Origin of the sequence: Polaribacter filamentus (genome assembly GCF_002943715.1) — a bacterium.
In the GTDB taxonomy this organism is placed as follows: domain Bacteria; phylum Bacteroidota; class Bacteroidia; order Flavobacteriales; family Flavobacteriaceae; genus Polaribacter; species Polaribacter filamentus.
Genome location: NZ_MQUA01000013.1, coordinates 2,600,789 through 2,622,298, shown reverse-complemented (window position 1 = coordinate 2,622,298; position 21,510 = coordinate 2,600,789). Strand labels below are relative to the sequence as shown.

Here is a 21,510-nt window from a genome sequence, read left to right as displayed (position 1 = left end):
TTTATTTTAAGAAACCTATGATGGTTTTGGTAATAAAATCTAGCTGTTCGTTGTCTAATTCTGTATGCATAGGTAGAGAAATTACTGTTTTTATTAAATTATTTGTAACGGGAAAGTCTTCTTCTTTATATTTTGCATCTGAATATGCTTTTTGCGAATGGAGCGCAACAGGATAATAAATTGCATTCGGAATTCCGTTCTCTAATAAATGCTTGTGCAATTCATCGCGTTTTCCGTTTGTAATTTGCAAGGTATACTGATGAAAAACATGACAGTCACAAACATCACAAATAGCATTACAGTTTTTTGTTTTGTTAGATTTTGCGCTTGGTGTTATAATATTTGGGTTGTTTGCTAACGCATTATTATAAAAACGAGCGGCATTTCTACGCGCATCACAATACTCATCTAAATTAGGTAATTTGGCTTGTAAAACTCCGGCCTGAATAGAATCTAACCTAGAGTTTACACCCACAACATCATGGTAATATCTTTCGTACATTCCGTGGTTTACAATACCTCTAATAGTATGTGCAAGTGCATCATCATTTGTAAAAATTGCGCCTCCATCTCCATAACAACCTAAGTTTTTAGAAGGGAAAAAAGAAGTAGTTCCTACATTTCCTATGGTTCCTGCTTTTTGTGTTGTTCCGTCTTCAAATGTGTAATCGGCCCCAATTGCTTGTGCATTGTCTTCAATAACAAATAAATTATGTTCTTTTGCAATTTCCATAACTGCAGCCATATTTGCTACTTGTCCGAATAAATGAACAGGAACAATAGCTTTTGTTTTTGGCGTAATTGCCTTTTTTAAAGCTTCAATATCAATATTAAAGGTCTTTGCATCAACATCCACTAAAACAGGAGTTAATTTTAACAAAGCAATCACTTCTACAGTAGCTGCAAAGGTAAAATCTGCTGTAATAATTTCATCACCTTGTTCTAAACCTAAAGCCATCATTGCAATTTGCAAGGCGTCTGTGCCATTTGCGCAAGGAATTACATGTTTTACGTTTAAATAGTTCTCTAAATCTGCTTGAAATTTTTGAACTGCTGGTCCATTAATGTAGGTAGATGAGTTTAAAACCTCTTGTATCGAGTTGTCTACCGTTTCTTTTATTTGTTGATACTGACTTTGTAAGTCAACCATTTGAATTTTTTTCATAAACGAGGTACATATTAATACTTCAAAAATACGATATAAATCTAGTATCTTTGGCCAGATCAAAAAATTTTTCCAATGAAATTCCTTAAAAAAGCACTAAAAATTACAATTGTTTTACTTGTATTAATTCTAGTTGGTGGCTGGCTGTATTCTAAAACCTATCATCCAAAGTATGACGGTGAAATAGAAATTAAAAATCTATCAGAAAAAGTGACTGTTTATTTTGATGACATGGGCGTGCCTCATATAAATGCCCAAAATCAGCAGGATGCTTATATCGCTTTAGGATATTTACATGCGCAAGATAGGTTGTGGCAAATGGAATTAATTAGAAGAATTGCGGCAGGACGATTATCAGAAATTTTTGGAAAAGATTTATTGAAAACAGATGTGTTTTTTGCAGGATTAGGCATCGAAGAAGCGGCTGAAAAAACGATTGCAAATCTAGATAAAAACTCAGAATCATATATTTTAACACAAGCCTATTTAGAGGGTATAAATCAATTTATTGAAGAAGGAAAAGAACCCTTAGAGTTTACTTTAGTAGGCGTAAAGAAAGAAAAATATACCATTAAAGACATTTATAATGTATTTGGGTATATGGCATTTAGTTTTGCAGCGGCGCATAAAACAGATCCTCTATTAACAGAGGTTAAAGAGAAATTAGGAGAATCTTATTTCAATGAATTAGTAAGTTCAAGTAGCAAAAATTTAACCATTATTAAAACGAGTATTCCTGATAAAATGAATGCAACTATTTCTAAATCGGTTGCCGCTATTATGGATAATTTACCGGTTTCTACTTTTATAGGCAGTAACTCGTGGGTAATTGCACCAGAAAAAGCTAAAAACGGAAAAGTAATTTTTGCAAACGATCCTCATATTGCTTTCTCACAACCTTCTGTTTGGTATCAAAATCATATTAAAACACCCGATTTTGAAATCTACGGATTCAATATTGCGTTAATGCCTTTTCCTCTATTAGGTCATAATAGTGAGTATGCATATGGTTTAACGATGCTAGCAAATGATGATTTAAACTTTTATATAGAAGAAAGTAATCCTGATAATGCTGCACAATACAAAACATCCGAAGGATATAAAAATTATAAAATTATCGATAAAACAATTCGTATCAAAGATGAAAAAGACACTACTTTTCAAGTAAAAGTAACCAAACATGGGCCAATAATGAATGGTTTAATTTCTCATTTGGATGATGAGCGACCAATTGCAATGAATTGGATTTACACTCAGTTGCCAAATGAAATGGTAGACGTTTCTTATGGACTTTCTCATTCTAAATCGTTGAGCGATTTTAAAAACTCGGTTTCTAAAATTCATGCACCGGGTTTAAATGTAATGTATGGTGATGCAAAAGATAATATCGCTTGGTTTGCATCTGCAAAATTGTATCAATTAAGAGATAGTTTGTTCACGAAAACTTTTCTAAATGGAGCTTCAGGAAAGGATGAAATTATTGAATACTTGCCGTTTGAAGAAAACCCGCAAGCCATAAACCCACCCTGGCATTATGTGTATTCTGCTAACAATCAAATAGATTATGTGCGAGGTAAACTATATCCTGGCTATTATCAACCGCAAGATAGAGCAAAAAGAATTGTAGAATTATTAGAGGAAAAAGATGATTTCACAAAAGAAGATGTTGCTAAAATGATGTTTGATGTAAAATCTTCTGCAGTTTCAGAAATCGCAAACGATTTGTTAAAAAGTTTAGACCAATCTAAATTCTCAGTTTCAGAGAAAAAAGCAGTTGAAACGCTCGAAAATTGGGATGGGACGTATCTAAAAAACTCAGTTGGTGCAACAATTTATAATCGTTTTTTATATGAATTTTTAAAAGCGACTTACAAAGATGAATTGGGTAATAATTTCGAGTTGTTTATCAATTCGCAAATACAAGATGAGGTGTTGCCAATTCAAATACTTAGAAAGCAATCTGTTTGGTGGGATGATATTACGACTACAAAAAAAGTAGAAGGAAGGGCAGAAATTATACTAAATTCCTTTAAAGAAACGTTTACTTTTTTAGAAAATCAATTAGGAGAAAATGTGGATGATTGGCATTGGAGCAGAGTACTATCTGTTGAACATGAGCATGCAATTGGCAAAGCTGGCGGTCTATTAGGTAAAATTTTTAATGTAGGTCCTTTTGAAACAATTGGCGGTAATGAGGTGATTAATAATCAAATTTTTAAATTAGACAGCACCGGATACTATAAAGTAACTGCCGGGCCATCAACTAGAAGAATTGTAGATTTTTCTGATGTAGAAAATAGTTTGGCAATTTTACCAACTGGGCAATCTGGAAACGTGTTTAGTGAACATTATAAAGATCAGGCTCAAAAATTTTTAAATGGCGAGTTTGTAAAAATGAAACTGAATAGAACTCAAATTGAAAGGAGTAAAAATATGCTGATTTTGATACCTAAAAATAATTAGATTTCGTCTAACCCGAAATTACTTCAATTTAAGACAAAGTCTCAATGATGAACGACAAATTCATCTCTCTTAGGGGATAAGTTGCTAAATTTTGGATGAAAGCCAACTAATTTAGAAGCAATGTTGTATTTTTTTTGGAAATTCATTAGTTTTTGATAATAAGCAAGCAGTATTAGGTGAAATTCTAGGACAAATTACCAAAAAGTGACAGGAAGCAAGAAGGTTTTCTTTTGATTAGACCTCCCTGTAAACGTCTTCAAAAGGAATTCTAAAACGCTCACCATAAACGCCTTCTGGTTTTCTAATTCCGCAAGAAACAATCATATTTATCTCGGATCCAAAAGGCAAACCCAATAAATTTTTTACACGCCAAGTATCAGAACCTTCCATTGGGCAAGTATCGTAACCTTCTGCAGCCATCGAAATCATAAAATTTTCAGCAGCGAGACCACAAGTTTTATGAGCAACAATTCGCATGTCGCTGTGTCTAACTTGTCTGTAAATAGGTTTAAAAAGACCGATAACAAGAATCAATAAGAATTTAAAGTATCCAAAGATTCCAAAGAAATCAGCGTAGGCAAAGGGGATAATTTTCCCGTAATAATTCCGTGTCACTTTTTCTCTACTACTTTGTTTAGACTTCGGATTGTTCGCGCCAAAAGTAGTATCCAAAAAACTTAAATTCGCTTTGGCTCTTTTTTTCCATAAATCTTTTCTCGAAACAAAAATAACTAATTGCTGTGCCGTTCTTGCTGCATTTTGATTGAAACAAAAAGGCACAATTTTATCAATTATATCTTTTGATGTAATATGATAAAACTCCCACAATTGCATGTTGCTGCTATTTGGGGCTAAAGCAGCTTGCAGGATACATTTTTTCACAATGCTAGTATCTATTGGTTTTTGTGCATCGTAAACTCTTACGGAACGTCTATAATGTATCGCTTCTGAAACCGTTTTTTCTTGTGACATAAATTAATTATGATATTTTTTAAGATTTTTATTCATCACTAAAAACCAAAGAGGAGGAAAGAATGAAAGTAACATCATTCCTGGGTAGCCTGTTGGCATTTGTGGACTTTCTGGATCTGTTTTTAAAAGTTGATAGTGTTTAGATCCGTTATAATGATGATCTGAATGGCGCGATAAGTTGAACAGTAAAACTTGCCCTACTTGATGATCTGAGTTCCAAGAATGATTCCGTTTTACACGTTCATAACGTTCCTGTTCGTTCTTTTTTCTCAACAAACCATAATGCTCTATATAGTTTACGGTTTCCAGTAAAGTGATTCCAATAATAGCTGAAATTATAAAGTAAATGAGCACTATTTTTCCGAAGAAAAAGAAAATCAGACTTAAAAAAAGCAAATTGAAAATGGTGTAAACAAGCATTCTGTTTTGAAAGTGAAACCAACTTCTGCTGTTTTCATTCATTCTTTTGTTTTCTAGTTTCCAAGCTTGCAGGTAACTGGAGAAATGAGAGCGAATCCAAAAAGTATACAGAAGTTCATTTTTTCTGGCAGTTGCTGCGTCATCTAGGGTTGCAACATTAAAATGATGACCGCCATTATGATATGGTAAAAAGTGTGTATCTAAAGAAGTAAGTAATAAAAATTCGCCAATAAATTGATCAATTCGACTACTTCTATGTCCGAGCTCATGGCCCACATTTATGCCTATAATTCCGCACATAATTCCCATAGAAAATATGCGTCCGAAAATTTCTACATTTGTTAAATTAATTTCTTGAATCGCATTAAAAAAGAGCATCAGAAAACCCAATTGAATGGGCAAAGTAACATATAAAAGATAGGTGTAAAGTTTGTTCTCTTTTGCGGCTTTCTCTTCTTCTTTAGTGAAGTTTTCTTTATTTGGTTTGACAAAAAACTCTAACAAAGGCACAAATCCGAATATGAAAATTGCGGGTAAAAATGTAAGCCAACCTTTGCTGTTGAAAGAAATGTATACCAAAAAAGGAATGAGTAATACCGAAAAGTATTTTAGTGCTTTCATGATTTAAGAAGTAATTATTCTCTAAATATATGAATATCTAACAAGCGTTCCAAATAACTTCATCTGGAGTCGGTGCAATTAAAGAAACTTCGTCTCTAGTAACGGGATGTATAAATACTATTTTTCTGGCGTGTAAATGAATACTTCCATCTTTATTACTTCTATTAAAACCATATTTTAAATCACCTTTTATTGGGAAACCTATAGACGCTAATTGCGCTCTAATTTGATGATGTCTACCAGTTTCTAAATCAATTTCTAACAAAGAATAATTGTCTAATTTTTTGATAAGCTGATAATGTAAAATAGCTTTTTTAGAATCTGTAATTTCTTTAGGATACACAGAAGATTTATTATTTTTGGGATTTTTTTTTAGGTAATTAATTAACGTATCTTTTTCTTTCTTCGGATGGTCTTTTACTATTGCCCAATAGGTTTTGCTAATGTTTTTATCGCGCAACATTTTATTTAAGCGCTCTAAAGATTTTGAAGTTCTTGCAAAAATAATAACCCCAGAAGTTGGTCTGTCAAGTCGATGAACAACCCCTAAAAAAACGTTGCCAGCTTTGTTGTATTTCTCTTTAATATATTCTTTAACAACATCACTTAAAGGCTTGTCGCCCGTTTTATCACCTTGGGTAATATCACCAGAACGTTTGTTAACAATAATGATATGATTGTCTTCAAATAAAACGCGTAAGTTGTCTTTGTTAGAATGCATTATCGATTATTTGAAATCTTTTGCAACATCTTCATTTATGCCACCAATAAAATCTAAAAATTCTTTACGACCTAAACCCGTTGAAGATGAGGTCAAAAATGTCATTGGTAAAGTTTCCCAAGAATCTAGTAATATCTTTTTGTATGCAGAAATTTGTTTGTTCAATTTAGAGCTTCCAAGTTTGTCGGCTTTGGTAAAAACAAGGCAAAAAGGAATTTGATTTTCTCCTAAAAACTGCATAAATTCAATATCAATTTTTTGAGGATCGTGTCTGCTATCAATCAAAACAAAAGTGCAAACTAATTGCTCTCTTTCTTTAAAATAGTTTTCTATAAAATATTGAAAAATAGTTCTTTTCTTTCTTGATATTTGAGCGTATCCATAACCAGGTAAATCGACCAAAAACCATTCATCATTTATTTTAAAATGATTAATAAGTTGGGTTTTGCCAGGTTTTCCAGAGATTTTTGCCAAATCTTTACGCTCCATTAACATATTAATTAATGAAGATTTACCAACATTTGAGCGACCTATAAAGGCATATTCTGGAATTCTTTCTTTTGGAGCATTGATAACGTTGCTATTGCTCATCACAAAATCTGCAGATCTTATTTTCATAATCGCAAGTTTATTTATAATATTTTCAGAGTGTTATTATAGGTTTTTGGATAGTAACCATTTATGAAGAATTGCGTTAAATTCTTCTGGTTGTTCCATCATTGCTGCGTGCCCACATTTATCAATCCAAAATAAATCTGAATTTGGTAATAATTTTTGAAAATCTTCAGCAACTTCAGGAGGTGTTACGGTATCTTGTTTTCCCCAAATAATACAAGTTGGTTGACTCATTTTTGGCAAGTCGGCTGCCATATTATGTCTAATAGCGCTTTTTGCAATCGCTAAAGTTCTAATTACAGAATTTCTTTCATTCACAATTTTAAACACATCGTCTACCATTTCTTTAGTTCCAATTGCAGGATCATAAAAAACAGCTTTTGTTTTTTGCTCTATATATTCATAGTTTCCTCTTTTAGGAAAACTATCACCCATTGCTTTTTCATACAAACCAGAACTTCCTGTAAGCACTAATGCAATTACTTTTTCTTGGTAATGTTTTGTGAAATATAAGCCAATATGTCCTCCTAAAGAGTTACCCAATAAAATTACTTTATCTAATTTTTTATGTTCTAAAAATTCTTTCAAAAACTTTGCTAAATTTTTAACATTTGTATCTAACAGAGGCAGAGAATATAAAGGTAATTCAGGTATTAAAACGGTGTAACCATTCTTAGAAAAATGATTAAATGTGCCTCCAAAATTACTTAAAGTACCCATTAATCCGTGTAAAACAATGATTGCAGGACCTTCCCCAGCTTCTGCATATGTAAACTTACCTTCAGTTTTTAATGTATCAATCATTGATTTTTTTTTGATTTTCACTAAGCGCAAATGTAGTACTTTTTTATAACATAGAAATCCATTTCTAAATAAGCAGATCTTAGTTTTTAACAATTTTAGGAGCTGTATAAATAACTAAAATTTCTAATACTTATTAACAATGTGGTAATATGTGGTAAAAAGTGGTAATTTTTATATATTTTTGATATCTATAAAATAGTTTTTTGTGATAAACCTAATTGGTACATATGAATGTAGGGCAGATGCTAAAGGAAGGGTGATGATTTCATCAGCTTTCAAAAAGCAATTGTCTTCTGTGTTGCAAGATGGTTTTGTGGTAAAAAGAGCTGTTTTTCAGCCTTGTTTAGAGTTGTATCCAACACAAGAATGGAACTTGATGATGCAGAAAATTAACAAACTAAACAAGTTTAAGAAGAAGAATAATGATTTTATTAGAAGGTTTACGGCAGGTGTTCAACTTGTTGATATAGATGCAACTGGTAGAATTTTAATTCCTAAAAATCTAATGGATTTTGCAGGAATTGAAAAGCAAGTTGTCATGTCCTCATCAGTAAATATTATTGAGATTTGGGATAAAGATAAATATGAAAAAGCAATTGATGATGCAACGATAGATTTTGCAGATTTGGCTGAAGAAGTAATGGGAAATACAGATGTAGATGAAGTATCATAATCCAGTTTTATTGCAACAAAGTATAGACGCCTTGGCTATTAAAGAAAATGGTGTTTATGTGGATGTTACTTTTGGCGGCGGTGGTCATTCAAGAGAAATATTAAAAAGATTAGGAGCCAAAGGAAAATTATTCGCATTTGATCAAGATCCAGATGCTTTAGCTAATATTATTGAGGATGCCCGTTTTGTGTTGATTCCAGAAAACTTTAGATACATTTCTAGATTTTTAAGATTTCATGGTGTTCGAAAAGTAGATGGTGTTTTGGCAGATTTAGGAGTTTCTTCTCATCAGTTTGATGAAGCGGATAGAGGTTTTTCTACCCGTTTTGATGGCGATTTAGATATGAGAATGAATCAGAAATCTAAAACATCAGCAAAAGAAATTATCAACACGTATACGGAAGAGAAATTAGCGGAAATATTGTTTCAATATGGTGAGTTAAGAAACTCGAGAAATATTGCAAAAACGATCGTTGAAGAAAGGGTGAAAGAAAAAATTGAGACAAGTTTTCAATTAAAAAGCGTGTTGAAAAAATATTTACCAAATGCAAAAGAGCATAAAATTTTAGCACAAATATTTCAGGCAATTCGCATTGAGGTAAATGAAGAGTTGGAGGCTTTAAAAGAATTTTTAAATCAGATACCTAATTTGTTAACGAATCAAGGTAGGCTAAGTGTAATCTCTTATCATTCATTAGAAGATAGATTGGTAAAAAGGTTTATAAGTTCAGGTTTGTTTAGTGGTGAACTAGAGAAAGATGTGTTTGGGAATACAGACGAACCTTTAAAGAAAGTAGGGAAGTTGATTGTTCCTTCATCGGAAGAAATAAAAATAAACAACCGCTCTAGAAGTGCGAAATTAAGAATAGCAACATTAAAAAGTAATACCCAAAAAGGCTAAAACAACGAGCGTATAATGTCTAAAGTTAAAAAAGGTATTTATGATTTTTTAAGAGGAAGTTTTCTAACAGATGATTCCGCTTTTCAAAACTGGCGAATACTAATTTTTGTTGTTGCGCTTTTATTGATCATTATTTCTAGCGGACATAGTGCTGATAAAAAGGTAATTAAAATATCAGAATTAAATAAAAGGGCAAGAGAATTACGAGCAGAATATGTGGATACGGGCACTATTTTAATGCGAATGAAAATGGAATCTAGCATAAGAGAAAAAGCAAAGGCAAGAGGATTAAAGCCTTCAGAAACACCTCCGAAAAAAATAAAAGTAACGTATAAAGACTAATAAATTGGCAACTCACAAAAAAAGCATACTTACCAAATTCTACATAGTAGCTGCTTTTATGACGCTTTTTTTGTTTGCCGTAATTTTTAGGGTGATCAATATACAGTACGTTCAAGGAGAAAAATACAAGAAACTTTCAACAGAATTAACGATTAGGCAAGATACAATTCGCGCTAATAAAGGAAACGTATACGCTGTAGATGGTAATTTATTGGCAACTTCAATGTCTAAATTTACTATTAGAATGGATGTTGTTGCGGTTGATGGAAATATATTTGAGAAGAATTTTGTTGGATTATCTGCTGAGCTTTCTAAGATGTTCGGAAAGCCTGTTGCTCATTATCAGAATAAATTAAGAACAGCAAAGAAAAACGGAAACAGGTACTTATTAATCGCCAGAAATGTTGGGTATAGTGATTACTTGAAGGTGAAAGAATTCCCTATTTTTAATTTAGGAGTTTATGGTGGCGGTTTTATTGCAGAACATAAAACAGTGCGAGCACATCCAATTGGTAAAATTGCAGAACGCACCATTGGTTACGACGATTTTAGAGGAGGGGCTGGTATTGAAGGTGCTTTTGCTGATTTTATGCAAGGTGAAAACGGTTTGCGTTGGAAACAGAAATTTGCAAAAAACCAATGGAAACCAATTTCGGATGTAAATGAAAAAGAGCCAATTGATGGTCATGATATCATTACAACCATAGATGTAAATATTCAAGATATTACACATCATGCTTTATTGAGTCAGTTAGAATTTTATGAAGCAGATCACGGTTGTGCTGTGGTTATGGAAACTGCAACTGGTGAAATTAGAGCAATTTCTAACTTAGGCAAAACATCCGATGGAAAATATTTTGAAAAAAGAAACTATGCAGTTTGGGAAAGTCATGAGCCAGGTTCTACTTTTAAACTAGCAAGTTTAATGGCTGCTTTAGATGACAAAGTAATTGATACTTCTACGGTTGTTGATACAGAAAAAGGAATAATCTATGTCAATAATAGAAAGGTTGAAGATTCTCATAGAGGTGGATATGGTAAAATTTCTGCAGCAAGGGTTTTTGAGGTTTCGTCTAATGTTGGAATTGTAAAAATAATTAAAGAGCATTATGATGACAATCCGCAAAAATTTTATGATAAAATTGAAAAATACGGATTTACAAAACCAATTGGTTTTCAGATAAAAGGAGAAGGGATCCCATATGTTCCAAATCCGAAAGACAAAAATTGGAGTAAAATTTCATTAGAGTGGATGTCGTGGGGTTATGGAATCTCTGTTACACCAATGCAAACACTAATGTTTTATAATGCAGTTGCTAATAACGGAGTAATGGTGAAGCCTCGTTTTGTAAAAGAATTAAGGAGACACGATAAAACAGAGAAAATCTTTGAAACAGAAATTGTAAACCCTAAAATTGCTTCTGATGAGACGATAAAGAAGCTTAGAAAAGTAATGGAAAATGTGGTTACAAAAGGTACTGCAACTAATATTTATTCTCCTAATTTTTCTATGGCAGGCAAAACAGGAACTGCTAAAAAATACATGCCAAGAATTAAAAATGAAAAAGGTGAATGGGAAGGCGGCTATTATTCAACAAAAAATTATGTAGCGTCATTTGTAGGTTTTTTCCCGGCGGATAAACCAAAATATTCTTGTATTGTGGTGGTGCATAATCCTAATAAAGATACAGGTTATTATGGTGCATCCGTGGCAGGGCCAATCTTTAAAGATATTGCTCAAAAAATATACACAACAACACCTATAGATAATCAATCTGTAGAAGATAAAGTGGCGTTTGCGTCTATAGATAATCAATATAAAGAATATAATAAAGCCATTGTTAAAACGTATACAAATGTGCCAAATGTAGAAGGTATGTCTGGTATGGATGCCGTGTCTTTATTAGAAAATATAGGATTAAAAGTAAAATTCTCTGGAGTGGGTAAAGTAAATTATCAGTCGATAAAAAAAGGAGAAAAATTAGTAAAAGGAACAACCATTATTTTAAAACTTTCGTAAGCTGAAGAATTTAAAAGACATATTATATAAGGTTTCAATTCATCAAGTATTTGGTAGTACAGCTATTGATGTAAATCAGCTTGTTTTCGATTCTAGAAAAATTGAAAAGAACGACGTTTTTGTTGCTCAAAAAGGAGCGTCTGTAGATGGTCATTTATATATTGATAAAGCAATTTCTTTAGGTGCAATTGTTATTATTTGCGAGGATTTTCCTTCGGATAAAAAACAAGGAATTACCTATATTCAAGTGGAGGATGCCAATGCAGCTTTGGCTATTATGGCTTCTAATTTTTACGAAAACCCTTCATCAAAATTTGCGGTAGTTGGGGTAACTGGTACAAATGGTAAAACCACAATTGCATCACTTTTATATCAGTTGTTTCATAAAGCCGGTTATAAAGTTGGATTACTTTCTACCGTTAAAATTTTGGTTGATGAAACCGAATTTAAGGCAACACATACAACACCAGATTCTGTAACTATCAATATGTATTTAGATAGGATGTTAGAGGCAGGAGTTGAATACTGTTTTATGGAAGTGAGTTCTCACGGAATTCATCAGAAAAGAACGGAAGGTTTAACTTTTGCTGGCGGAATTTTTACAAACCTATCGCACGATCATTTAGACTATCACGACACTTTTGCAGCTTATAGAAATGTTAAGAAATCGTTTTTTGATTTCTTGCCAAAATCGGCTTTTGCTCTAACAAATATCGATGATAAAAATGGCGAGTTTATGTTGCAAAATACCAAGGCAAGAAAGAAAACCTACGCTTTAAAAACGTTGGCAGATTACAAGTCTAAAATTTTAGAAAAGCAAATATCTGGAACTTTAATTTCTGTTGATGGAACAGAAGTTTGGACCAAATTAATAGGTGTTTTTAATATTTACAATTTAACGGCAATTATTGCTACGGCAGAATTGTTAGGCCTAGAAAAACTAGAAATCTTAACAATTGTAAGTCAGTTAGAAAGTGTAAGTGGTCGTTTTCAATATGTAATGTCTGATGACGGAATTACTGCAATTATCGATTATGCGCATACGCCCGATGCATTAAAAAATGTGTTAGAAACCATTAATGATATTAGAACCGGTAACGAAAAAGTAATTACAGTTGTGGGTTGTGGCGGCGATAGAGATAAAACAAAAAGACCAAAAATGGCACACATTGCTGCGCAATTAAGCAATCAAGCAATTTTTACTTCAGACAATCCAAGAACAGAAAATGCACAAACCATTTTAGACGAAATGGAAGTTGGCGTTTCTTTAGAAAATTATAGAAAAACATTAACAGTTTTAGATAGAAGGCAAGCAATAAAAACTGCTTGTAAAATGGCTGAAACCGGAGATATAATATTAATAGCCGGAAAAGGACATGAAAATTATCAAGAAATAAAGGGAGTTCGCGCCCATTTTGATGATTTGGAAGAAGTAACATTCTGTTTTAATCAATTAAAAAAGAACTAAAATGCTATATTATATATTCGAATATTTGGATGGTCAATTTAATATACCTGGGGCAGGAGTGTTTCAATATATTACTTTTAGAGCAGCAGCAGCTTTTATTTTGTCTTTGTTGATTTCAACAATTTATGGTAAAAGAATTATAAATTTTTTACAAAATCAGCAAGTTGGTGAAACCGTAAGAGATTTAGGTTTAGAGGGTCAAAAGCAAAAAACGGGTACTCCAACAATGGGAGGGATTATCATCATTTTAGCAACTTTAATTCCTGTTATTTTATTAGCAAAATTAGACAATATTTATGTAGTAATTCTTCTAATTACTACAGTTTGGATGGGTTTTATCGGTTTTTTAGATGATTATATTAAAGTCTTTAAAAAAGATAAAGATGGTTTAAGTGGCAAGTTCAAAGTTTTGGGGCAAGTTGGCTTAGGAATCATTGTAGGTTCGATGTTATACTTTAATGAAGGAGTAACTATCAAAGAACAATTACCGTTAAATGAGCAGATAGTTCAGGAAAACGGTAAAAATAATGTTTTTGGTGAAGCTCATAAATCGACAAAAACAACCGTTCCTTTTTTTAAAGATAACGAACTTGATTACTCGAAAGCGTTTAATTTTTTAGGTGAAGGGTCTGAAAAATATGGATGGATATTTTTCATTTTTGTTACTGTTTTTATTGTTACAGGAGTTTCAAACGGAGCCAATTTAACAGACGGAATTGATGGCTTAGCAGCAGGTTCATCAGCAATTATTGTTATTACACTAGCTGTTTTTGCGTGGGTTTCTGGTAATATTATTTTTGCTGATTATTTAGATGTGATGTACATTCCAAATTCTGGAGAAATGACGGTTTTTATTCTGGCATTTGCAGGAGCATTAATTGGCTTTTTGTGGTACAATACCTATCCTGCTCAAGTTTTTATGGGCGATACAGGAAGTTTAACAATTGGCGGAATTATAGCAGTAATTGCGATTTCTATACGTAAAGAATTATTGTTACCAATATTGGCAGGAATATTTGTGATAGAAAATTTATCAGTAATCATGCAGGTTTCTTGGTTTAAATATACTAAAAAGAAATATGGAGAAGGTAGAAGAATCTTTAAAATGGCGCCTTTACATCATCATTTTCAAAAAAAGAGTTACCATGAAAGTAAGATTGTAGTACGTTTTTGGATTATTGGAATTTTGCTAGCAGTGTTAACAATCGTAACGCTAAAGTTGAGGTAAATGAAAAGACTTGTAATTCTTGGTGGAGGAGAAAGTGGTGTAGGAGCTGCAATTTTAGGAAAACAAAAAGGATATGAAATTTTTGTTTCTGATAAAGGCAATATATCAAAAAAATATAAAGAAGTTCTTTTAAATAATGAGATTGATTTTGAGGAAAATCAGCATACAGAAAGCAAAATAGTAAATGCTGATGTTGTGATGAAAAGTCCTGGAATTCCTGATAAGGTTGAGTTGGTTAAAAAATTGAAAGAAAAAGGAATTCAGGTTATTTCAGAAATTGAATTTGCAGCACAATTTACCGATGCAAAAATTATTGGAATTACGGGTTCAAACGGCAAAACAACAACAACATTATTAGTACATCATATTTTAAGAAAAGCGGGATTAAATATAGGAATCGCAGGGAATATTGGAGATAGTTTTGCGCAACAAGTAGCAGAAAATCAGTATGAAAATTATGTATTAGAATTAAGTAGTTTTCAGCTAGACGGTATTGAAAATTTTAACAGTCATATTGCAATTTTAACTAATATAACTCCAGACCATTTAGACAGATACGAGTATGATTTTAATAAATATATAGCATCAAAATTTAGAATTACCAAAAATCAAACAGCAACAGATTATTTAATTTATGATGCAGATGACGAAGCTATAGATAATTGGTTAAAAGTAAATAAAACGCAAGCAAAATTAGTTCCGTTTTCGCTTGAAAAAGAATTAGAATATGGAGCTTATATCAAAGATAATAACATAATAATCAACATTACTAAAGATAAAATTAACATGCCTATATCAACTTTATCAATTAAAGGGAAACATAACACAAAAAATGCCATGGCTGCAACAATGGCTGCTCAATTATTAAAAGTTCGTAAACAAATCATTATGGAAAGTTTAGAGGATTTTGAAGGTGCAGAACATCGTTTAGAAAATGTTGCGAAAATTAGAGATGTAGAATATATAAATGATTCTAAAGCTACAAATGTAAATGCAACTTTTTATGCCCTAGAATGTATGGATAAACCTACAGTTTGGATTGTTGGTGGTGTAGATAAAGGAAATGATTATAATGATTTATTGGCTTTAGTTAGAGAAAAAGTAAAGGCAATTGTGTGCTTAGGTCTTGATAATGATAAAATTAAGGAGACATTTGGAAATGTGGTAGATATTATTGTAGAAACCGCTGGAGCAGAAGAAGCTGTAAAGGTTTCTCATAAGTTAGCAGATAGAGGCGATGCAGTTTTACTATCTCCTGCCTGTGCGAGTTTTGATTTATTTGATAATTATGAAGATAGAGGTCGCCAGTTTAAAGAGGCGGTTAGAAGTCTTTAGATTGTTTAATCATGTAATTGTTTATTCGTTTAAATAAAATAAAATTAATTCATCCAATAATCTAAAAGATTTAAGTAGAAAGAAAGCTAAAATGAAAACCATTTTTAAACATATAAAAGGAGATAAAACCATTTGGGCAATTTTTGCTGTTTTGGCGATATTATCATTTATGCCGGTTTACAGCGCAAGTACAAACTTGGTATATGTTGTTGGTTCTGGTTCTACCTTAGGTTATTTAGTAAAACATATGGTTTTATTAATTATGGGTTTTGGTATTATTTACGGAGTTCATAAAATTCCGTATCGATATTTTTCCGGTGCATCTGTTATCATGCTGCCAATAGTAATTATTTTGTTAATTTTTACATTAACACAAGGAACGACCATTGGTGGGGCAAACGCAAGTAGATGGATTAATATTCCTTTTGTTGGTATTGGTTTTCAAACATCAACTCTAGCCGGTTTAGTTTTAATGGTTTATGTGGCAAGATATTTGGCTAGAAACAAAGAAAAAGAAATTAAATTTAAAGAAAGTTTATTACAACTTTGGTTGCCAGTTGCTGCTGTTTTAATATTGATTTTACCCGCAAACTTTTCTACAACAGCCATTATTTTTGTGATGATTTTAATGGTAGCTTTTATAGGAGGTTATCCAATAAAATACATCGCATTTATTTTAGGAATGGGGCTTTTAGCGCTCACCTTTTTTGTTTTGGTTTCAAAAGCTTTTCCAGATGTAATGTCAAATAGAGTGCAAACTTGGGAAAACAGAATTGAAAGTTTTTCTAATCCGGATGAAAAAGATGCGTATCAAGTAGAGAAGGCTAAAATTGCAATTGCAACAGGAGGTCCCGTAGGAGTTGGTCCAGGTAAAAGTGTTCAAAAAAACTTTTTACCTCAATCTTCATCAGACTTTATATATGCGATTATTATAGAAGAATATGGTTTGGCAGGTGGCCTTTTAATTATTTCGATTTACTTTTTATTATTCTTTAGAATGTTTGTGGTTATTAGAAAAACAACCACCATTTTTGGAACATTATTAGTAGTTGGAGTTGGTTGTCCTATTATATTTCAAGCAACTATAAATATGGCAGTTGCTACCAATTTATTTCCGGTAACAGGGCAAACGTTACCACTTATTAGTAGTGGAGGTACTTCTATTTGGATGACGTGTTTTGCACTTGGAATGATTCTAAGTGTAAGCGCATCAAAAGAAGAAACAGAAGAAGATATTTTAGATGATAATCCTTTAAATATATTGCATGAAACCATATAATATACTAATTTCTGGAGGGGGAACAGGCGGTCATATTTATCCTGCAATAGCAATTGCGAACGAAATTAAAGTTCGGTATCCAGATGCGAATATTTTATTTGTAGGTGCAAAAGATAGAATGGAAATGGAGAAAGTTCCACAAGCTGGTTATGATATAAAAGGCTTATGGATTTCTGGGATTCAAAGAAAATTAACAGTTGACAATTTGTCTTTTCCTTTTAAACTGATCAGTAGTTTATGGAAAGCAAATATAATAATTAAGCAATTTAAGCCAAATGTTGCTATAGGTACAGGAGGTTTTGCAAGTGGCCCAACATTGATTATGGCAAATAGAAAAAGTATTCCTACTTTAATACAAGAGCAGAATTCTTTTCCAGGTATTACCAATAAAATATTGAGTAAAAAAGCAAGTAAAATATGTGTTGCGTACGATCATTTAGAACGTTTTTTTCCTTCGGATAAAATAATAAAAACGGGAAACCCTGTTCGTCAAGATTTGTTAACAATTCATTCAAAAGAAAAAGAAGCAATTGACTTTTTTAATTTGAATACAACAAAAAAACAATTTTGTTTTTAGGCGGAAGTTTAGGAGCAAGAAAAATAAATCAATTAGTAGAAAGCAGTTTAGAATTTTTTAAAAGCCAAAAAGTTCAAATTATTTGGCAATGTGGAAAACTCTATTTTGATGAATATAAAAAGTACGATGAATTAGAAAACGTGCAAGTTCACCAGTTTTTAAATAGAATGGATTTGGCGTATGCTGCATCAAATATTATTATTTCTAGAGCAGGCGCAAGTTCTGTTTCAGAATTATGTATTGTTGGTAAGCCGGTTGTATTTATTCCGTCTCCAAATGTGGCAGAAGATCATCAAACAAAAAATGCAAAATCAATTGCAGACAAGCACGGCGCTATATTATTACATGAAAGTGAATTAGAAACTTTTCCTATTGTATTTGAAACGCTTTTAAAAGACAGAGGAAAACAGGAAGATTTATCAAAAAATATAAAGGAATTAGCATTACCAGGCGCAACAACTGCGATTGTTAATGAAATTGAAAAATTATTAAAAAAGTGAATTTAAAAAATATACATAACATCTATTTCGTCGGTATTGGAGGCATCGGAATGAGCGCAATAGCGCGTTATTTTGCAACCAATGGCAAGCTGGTGGCAGGTTATGACAAAACTTCTTCTCAGGTAACGGATGATTTAGAAGCGTTGGGGATTGAAATTCATTTTGAAGATAATGTAAAACGTATTTCAGCCTCTTTTTTAAATACGGATGAAACTATGGTTGTGTACACTCCAGCAATTCCTAAAAATCATACAGAGCTTAATTACTTTTTAGACAACAAATTTACTGTTTTAAAAAGAGCAGAAATTTTAGGGAAAATAACCGCAAGTACTTTTTGTTTGGCCGTTGCCGGAACTCACGGAAAAACGACAACTTCTTCTATTTTGGGTCATATTATGCAGCAAGAAAAAGCGACTTCTTTTTTAGGCGGAATTGCAGAAAATTACAACTCCAATTTAATTTTAGGAGATGATAAAATTTCTGTGGTAGAAGCAGATGAGTTTGATAGATCGTTTATGCAATTGAGTCCTAATATTGCATGTATAACTTCTATGGATGCAGATCATTTAGACATTTATGGTGATCCAAAAGAATTAGAAAAAACGTTTTTAGATTTTTCTAAAAAAGTTTCTAATACTTTAATTGTTGCGAAAGGTCTGCCTTTAAAAGGATTAACGTATGCTGTAAACGAAGAAGCAGATTACAAAGCGTTTAATGTAAAAATTGAAAGCGGAAAATATATTTTTGATGTACAAACACCATCAGAGATTATAAAAAATATTGAGTTCCATTTACCAGGAAAACATAATGTGATGAATGCGTTGGCTGCTTTAGCAATGGCGGATGCTTATGGAGTTCCGTTAGAAAACATTAAACAACGTTTAGTAACTTTTAAAGGCGTAAAACGCAGGTTTTCGTATAAAATAAAAACAGCTGATTTTGTGTTGATTGATGATTATGCGCATCATCCAACAGAAATAAATGCGGTAGAAAATTCAATTAGAGAAATGTATCCAAATGAAAAAGTGTTGGTTGTTTTTCAGCCACATTTATTTTCTAGAACCAGAGATTTTATTGATGATTTTGCTTCAGCACTTTCAAAATTTGATGAAGTTATATTGTTAGATATTTATCCTGCAAGAGAATTGCCAATTGCTGGAGTTGATTCTGATTGGTTATTAAGTAAAATTAGTAATAGGTGTAAAAAATTGACGCAAAAAAATAATTTAATAAAAGATATTAAAAATTCATCAGCAAAAGTAGTGGCAATGTTAGGTGCTGGTGATATTGGTTTACTTATAAATGAGATAACAAATCAACTTTTAAAACCTGAGGAGAATGGCGCTTAAAAAGTTTTTAAAATACCTAGTATTTGTAATGTTAATAACGGCTTTGGGGTTTTTATATAGTTTTTCATCCGCAAGAAATCATCAAAAAAAAGTGTCAGAAATTAGTATAGAATTTGAACAGGGAAACAATAACTTTTTGACACATTTAATGGTTAACAAATTGTTAATACAAAATGAAGAAACTGTTAAAAACAGAACAAAATCTAAGCTAAATTTATACGGTTTAGAAAATAAAGTTTTAAAAAATCCTTATGTGGAAAGTGCAACGGTTTTTTTAACCATTGGCGGGCAATTAAAAACAGTGATTAAACAGCGTGTACCAGTGGCAAGAGTTATAGTTAAAAATGATTCTTACTATGTTGATAAACAAGGAGTAAAAGTGCCTTTGTCGAACAATTATTCGGTAAGAGTTTTGTTAGTTTCAGGAGTGAAAAATGATAAAGAAATTAACGAAATTTTGCCTTTGATATCTTTTATTTTGGGAGATAATTTTTTGCAAAAAGAGATCGTTGGAATAGAGAAATCTGACGTTAATGAATATCAGTTCGCTGTTAGAAGTGGAGATTATAAAATTGATTTCGGAAATTTAACCGAGGTGGATGTAAAATTTAAAAAGTTAAAAGCGTTTTATAATAAAGCATTTGAGGATAAAACCATTCAAAATTATAAAGCAATAAATTTAAAATATCACAACCAAGTTGTGTGCACTAAATAATTCAAAAATGGAAAACAACAAAATAGCTGTTGGTTTAGATATCGGTACCACGAAGATTGTTGCTATGATTGGTCGTAAAAACGAGTATGGCAAAATTGAGGTTGTTGGTATTGGTAAATCAAAAAGTTTAGGTGTAAAGCGTGGTGTTGTAAGTAATATTACGCAAACAATACAATCGATACAACAAGCTGTTGAGGAGGCAGAAAGTGTTTCTGGACTAAAGATAGAAGATGTTATTGTTGGTATTGCCGGTCAGCATATTAGAAGCTTACATCATAGTGATTATATTACCAGAGATAATTCGGAAGATGTTATTAATGAAGGAGATATAGATAATCTAGTAAATCAAGTGCATAAGTTAGTGATGTTGCCTGGTGAAGAGATTATACATGTTTTGCCACAAGAATTTAAAGTAGATTCTCAAGCAGATATTAAGGAACCAATTGGTATGTATGGCGGACGATTAGAAGCTAATTTTCATGTGGTTGTTGGGCAAGTTTCATCCATCAGAAATATTGGACGATGTATAAAAAGTGCCGGCTTAGGGTTAAGTGATATTACTTTAGAACCTTTGGCATCCGCATCCGCAGTATTAAGTCAAGAAGAAAAGGAAGCAGGTGTTGCTTTGATTGATATTGGGGGCGGAACAACAGATTTAGCTATTTTTAAAGATGGAATTATAAGACACACGGCAGTAATTCCTTTTGGGGGAAATGTAATTACTGATGATATAAAAGAAGGTTGTTCAATTATAGAAAAACAAGCCGAATTATTAAAAATTAAGTTTGGTTCTGCTTGGCCAGGAGAAAATAAAGAAACAGAAATAGTTTCAATTCCGGGGTTAAGAGGCAGAGAACCAAAAGAAATTACCCTAAAGAATCTATCAAAAATTATACATGCCAGAGTTCAAGAAATTATCGAGCATGTTTATTTAGAAATTAAAAATTACGGACACGAAACTGCAAAAGGAAAACTAATTGCGGGTATTGTGTTAACAGGTGGGGGAGCTCAATTAAAACATTTGCGTCAATTAGTAGAATATATTACTGGTATGGATGCAAGAATTGGTTTTCCTAATGAGCACTTAGCGGGCGATTCTGATGAAGCTTTATCTAGTCCGGCGTACGCAACAGCCGTTGGTTTGTTGATGGTAGGTTTGGAGAAGAAGATTAAAGTACAAGAAATTAAACAGGTGGTTAAGGAAATTAAAAATGAACCAGAAACAACAGCCGAAGTTGAGCCAGAACCAATAATTGAGGAAAAATTAAAGCCAAAAAAGAAATCTTTTTTCGAAAAATTTACCGAAGGATTAAAAGATTTTTTAGACAATGCTGAGTAAGTA

Annotated in this window: 18 protein-coding genes and 1 pseudogene; 13 read left to right on the top strand and 6 right to left on the bottom strand. The window is 32.2% G+C overall.

Annotated features, from left to right (window positions below; translation table 11 throughout):
* Position 1: 1 nt before the first annotated feature.
* Positions 2-1,165, bottom strand: a complete 1,164-nt coding sequence (locus BST83_RS13995) for a DegT/DnrJ/EryC1/StrS family aminotransferase (RefSeq protein ID WP_104810325.1) — start codon at positions 1,163-1,165, stop codon at positions 2-4.
* Between the two features lie 75 nt (positions 1,166-1,240).
* On the opposite strand from BST83_RS13995, the gene BST83_RS13990 reads away from it, so the two are divergent.
* Positions 1,241-3,628, top strand: a complete 2,388-nt coding sequence (locus BST83_RS13990) for a penicillin acylase family protein (protein WP_104810324.1) — start codon at positions 1,241-1,243, stop codon at positions 3,626-3,628.
* Positions 3,629-3,862: 234 nt separating this feature from the next.
* Here BST83_RS13990 and BST83_RS13985 read toward each other — a convergent pair whose 3' ends face one another.
* Genes BST83_RS13985 through BST83_RS13965 form a run of 5 tightly spaced genes read right to left on the bottom strand, consistent with a single transcriptional unit; the run spans position 3,863 to position 7,781 of the window.
* Positions 3,863-4,600 carry a nitroreductase family protein gene (locus tag BST83_RS13985; RefSeq protein ID WP_104810323.1) on the bottom strand — a complete coding sequence of 246 codons (738 nt, stop codon included), beginning with the start codon at positions 4,598-4,600 and terminating at the stop codon, positions 3,863-3,865.
* Between the two features lie 3 nt (positions 4,601-4,603).
* Positions 4,604-5,641, bottom strand: a complete 1,038-nt coding sequence (locus tag BST83_RS13980) for an alkane 1-monooxygenase (RefSeq protein WP_104810322.1) — start codon at positions 5,639-5,641, stop codon at positions 4,604-4,606.
* Positions 5,642-5,678: 37 nt separating this feature from the next.
* The gene (locus BST83_RS13975) at positions 5,679-6,362 is read right to left on the bottom strand and encodes an RluA family pseudouridine synthase (protein ID WP_104810321.1); all 684 of its coding nucleotides are present in this window, start codon (positions 6,360-6,362) and stop codon (positions 5,679-5,681) included.
* Between the two features lie 6 nt (positions 6,363-6,368).
* On the bottom strand, positions 6,369-6,980 hold the full coding sequence (gene yihA, locus BST83_RS13970; RefSeq protein WP_104810320.1) for a ribosome biogenesis GTP-binding protein YihA/YsxC: 612 nt from the start codon (positions 6,978-6,980) through the stop codon (positions 6,369-6,371).
* Positions 6,981-7,016: 36 nt separating this feature from the next.
* Complete coding sequence (locus tag BST83_RS13965) at positions 7,017-7,781, bottom strand: alpha/beta fold hydrolase (RefSeq protein WP_104810319.1); 765 nt, start codon at positions 7,779-7,781, stop codon at positions 7,017-7,019.
* Between the two features lie 205 nt (positions 7,782-7,986).
* Here BST83_RS13965 and mraZ point away from each other — a divergent pair, with 205 nt between their 5' ends.
* From mraZ to ftsA, 12 genes and pseudogenes are all read left to right on the top strand, one after another.
* On the top strand, positions 7,987-8,454 hold the full coding sequence (gene mraZ, locus BST83_RS13960; protein ID WP_104810318.1) for a division/cell wall cluster transcriptional repressor MraZ: 468 nt from the start codon (positions 7,987-7,989) through the stop codon (positions 8,452-8,454).
* Positions 8,441-9,355, top strand: a complete 915-nt coding sequence (rsmH, locus tag BST83_RS13955; RefSeq protein ID WP_104810317.1) for a 16S rRNA (cytosine(1402)-N(4))-methyltransferase RsmH — start codon at positions 8,441-8,443, stop codon at positions 9,353-9,355. Before mraZ ends, rsmH begins: the two co-directional genes overlap by 14 nt.
* A gap of 15 nt (positions 9,356-9,370) precedes the next feature.
* A complete protein-coding gene (locus BST83_RS13950) occupies positions 9,371-9,697 on the top strand; it encodes an FtsL-like putative cell division protein (protein ID WP_104810316.1) in 327 nt (108 codons plus the stop codon).
* Positions 9,698-9,755: 58 nt separating this feature from the next.
* On the top strand, positions 9,756-11,717 hold the full coding sequence (locus BST83_RS13945; protein ID WP_104810315.1) for a penicillin-binding protein: 1,962 nt from the start codon (positions 9,756-9,758) through the stop codon (positions 11,715-11,717).
* 1 nt (position 11,718) lies between these two features.
* Complete coding sequence (locus tag BST83_RS13940) at positions 11,719-13,185, top strand: UDP-N-acetylmuramoyl-L-alanyl-D-glutamate--2,6-diaminopimelate ligase (RefSeq protein ID WP_104810314.1); 1,467 nt, start codon at positions 11,719-11,721, stop codon at positions 13,183-13,185.
* 1 nt (position 13,186) lies between these two features.
* Positions 13,187-14,413, top strand: coding sequence for a phospho-N-acetylmuramoyl-pentapeptide-transferase (gene mraY, locus BST83_RS13935; protein WP_104810313.1), 1,227 nt, complete (start codon positions 13,187-13,189; stop codon positions 14,411-14,413).
* Positions 14,414-15,748 (top strand): UDP-N-acetylmuramoyl-L-alanine--D-glutamate ligase, encoded by a 1,335-nt coding sequence (murD, locus tag BST83_RS13930; protein ID WP_104810312.1) that lies wholly within the window; start codon positions 14,414-14,416, stop codon positions 15,746-15,748.
* Positions 15,749-15,839: 91 nt separating this feature from the next.
* A complete protein-coding gene (locus BST83_RS13925; protein ID WP_104810311.1) occupies positions 15,840-17,027 on the top strand; it encodes an FtsW/RodA/SpoVE family cell cycle protein in 1,188 nt (395 codons plus the stop codon).
* A pseudogene (gene murG, locus BST83_RS13920) lies at positions 17,014-18,104 on the top strand (undecaprenyldiphospho-muramoylpentapeptide beta-N-acetylglucosaminyltransferase). Before BST83_RS13925 ends, murG begins: the two are co-directional and overlap by 14 nt.
* Positions 18,101-19,453: a UDP-N-acetylmuramate--L-alanine ligase gene (gene murC / locus BST83_RS13915; RefSeq protein WP_104810310.1), complete on the top strand. Its 1,353-nt coding sequence runs from the start codon at positions 18,101-18,103 to the stop codon at positions 19,451-19,453. The pseudogene murG and the gene murC overlap by 4 nt, the downstream one beginning before the upstream one ends.
* A complete protein-coding gene (locus BST83_RS13910; protein WP_104810309.1) occupies positions 19,443-20,168 on the top strand; it encodes a cell division protein FtsQ/DivIB in 726 nt (241 codons plus the stop codon). Before murC ends, BST83_RS13910 begins: the two co-directional genes overlap by 11 nt.
* Positions 20,169-20,175: 7 nt before the next feature.
* On the top strand, positions 20,176-21,507 hold the full coding sequence (ftsA, locus tag BST83_RS13905; protein ID WP_104810308.1) for a cell division protein FtsA: 1,332 nt from the start codon (positions 20,176-20,178) through the stop codon (positions 21,505-21,507).
* The last annotated feature ends 3 nt before the right edge of the window (positions 21,508-21,510 follow it).

Coding starts and splice junctions, on each gene's coding strand:
- BST83_RS13910 (WP_104810309.1), top strand. CDS start 19,443: ATGGCGCTTAAAAAGTTTTTAAAATACCTAGTATTTGTAATGTTAATA.
- BST83_RS13980 (WP_104810322.1), bottom strand. CDS start 5,641: ATGAAAGCACTAAAATACTTTTCGGTATTACTCATTCCTTTTTTGGTA.
- ftsA (WP_104810308.1), top strand. CDS start 20,176: ATGGAAAACAACAAAATAGCTGTTGGTTTAGATATCGGTACCACGAAG.
- BST83_RS13965 (WP_104810319.1), bottom strand. CDS start 7,781: ATGATTGATACATTAAAAACTGAAGGTAAGTTTACATATGCAGAAGCT.
- BST83_RS13975 (WP_104810321.1), bottom strand. CDS start 6,362: ATGCATTCTAACAAAGACAACTTACGCGTTTTATTTGAAGACAATCAT.
- BST83_RS13990 (WP_104810324.1), top strand. CDS start 1,241: ATGAAATTCCTTAAAAAAGCACTAAAAATTACAATTGTTTTACTTGTA.
- yihA (WP_104810320.1), bottom strand. CDS start 6,980: ATGAAAATAAGATCTGCAGATTTTGTGATGAGCAATAGCAACGTTATC.
- rsmH (WP_104810317.1), top strand. CDS start 8,441: ATGAAGTATCATAATCCAGTTTTATTGCAACAAAGTATAGACGCCTTG.
- murD (WP_104810312.1), top strand. CDS start 14,414: ATGAAAAGACTTGTAATTCTTGGTGGAGGAGAAAGTGGTGTAGGAGCT.
- BST83_RS13925 (WP_104810311.1), top strand. CDS start 15,840: ATGAAAACCATTTTTAAACATATAAAAGGAGATAAAACCATTTGGGCA.
- BST83_RS13995 (WP_104810325.1), bottom strand. CDS start 1,165: ATGAAAAAAATTCAAATGGTTGACTTACAAAGTCAGTATCAACAAATA.
- BST83_RS13945 (WP_104810315.1), top strand. CDS start 9,756: ATGACGCTTTTTTTGTTTGCCGTAATTTTTAGGGTGATCAATATACAG.
- BST83_RS13950 (WP_104810316.1), top strand. CDS start 9,371: ATGTCTAAAGTTAAAAAAGGTATTTATGATTTTTTAAGAGGAAGTTTT.
- BST83_RS13985 (WP_104810323.1), bottom strand. CDS start 4,600: ATGTCACAAGAAAAAACGGTTTCAGAAGCGATACATTATAGACGTTCC.
- mraY (WP_104810313.1), top strand. CDS start 13,187: ATGCTATATTATATATTCGAATATTTGGATGGTCAATTTAATATACCT.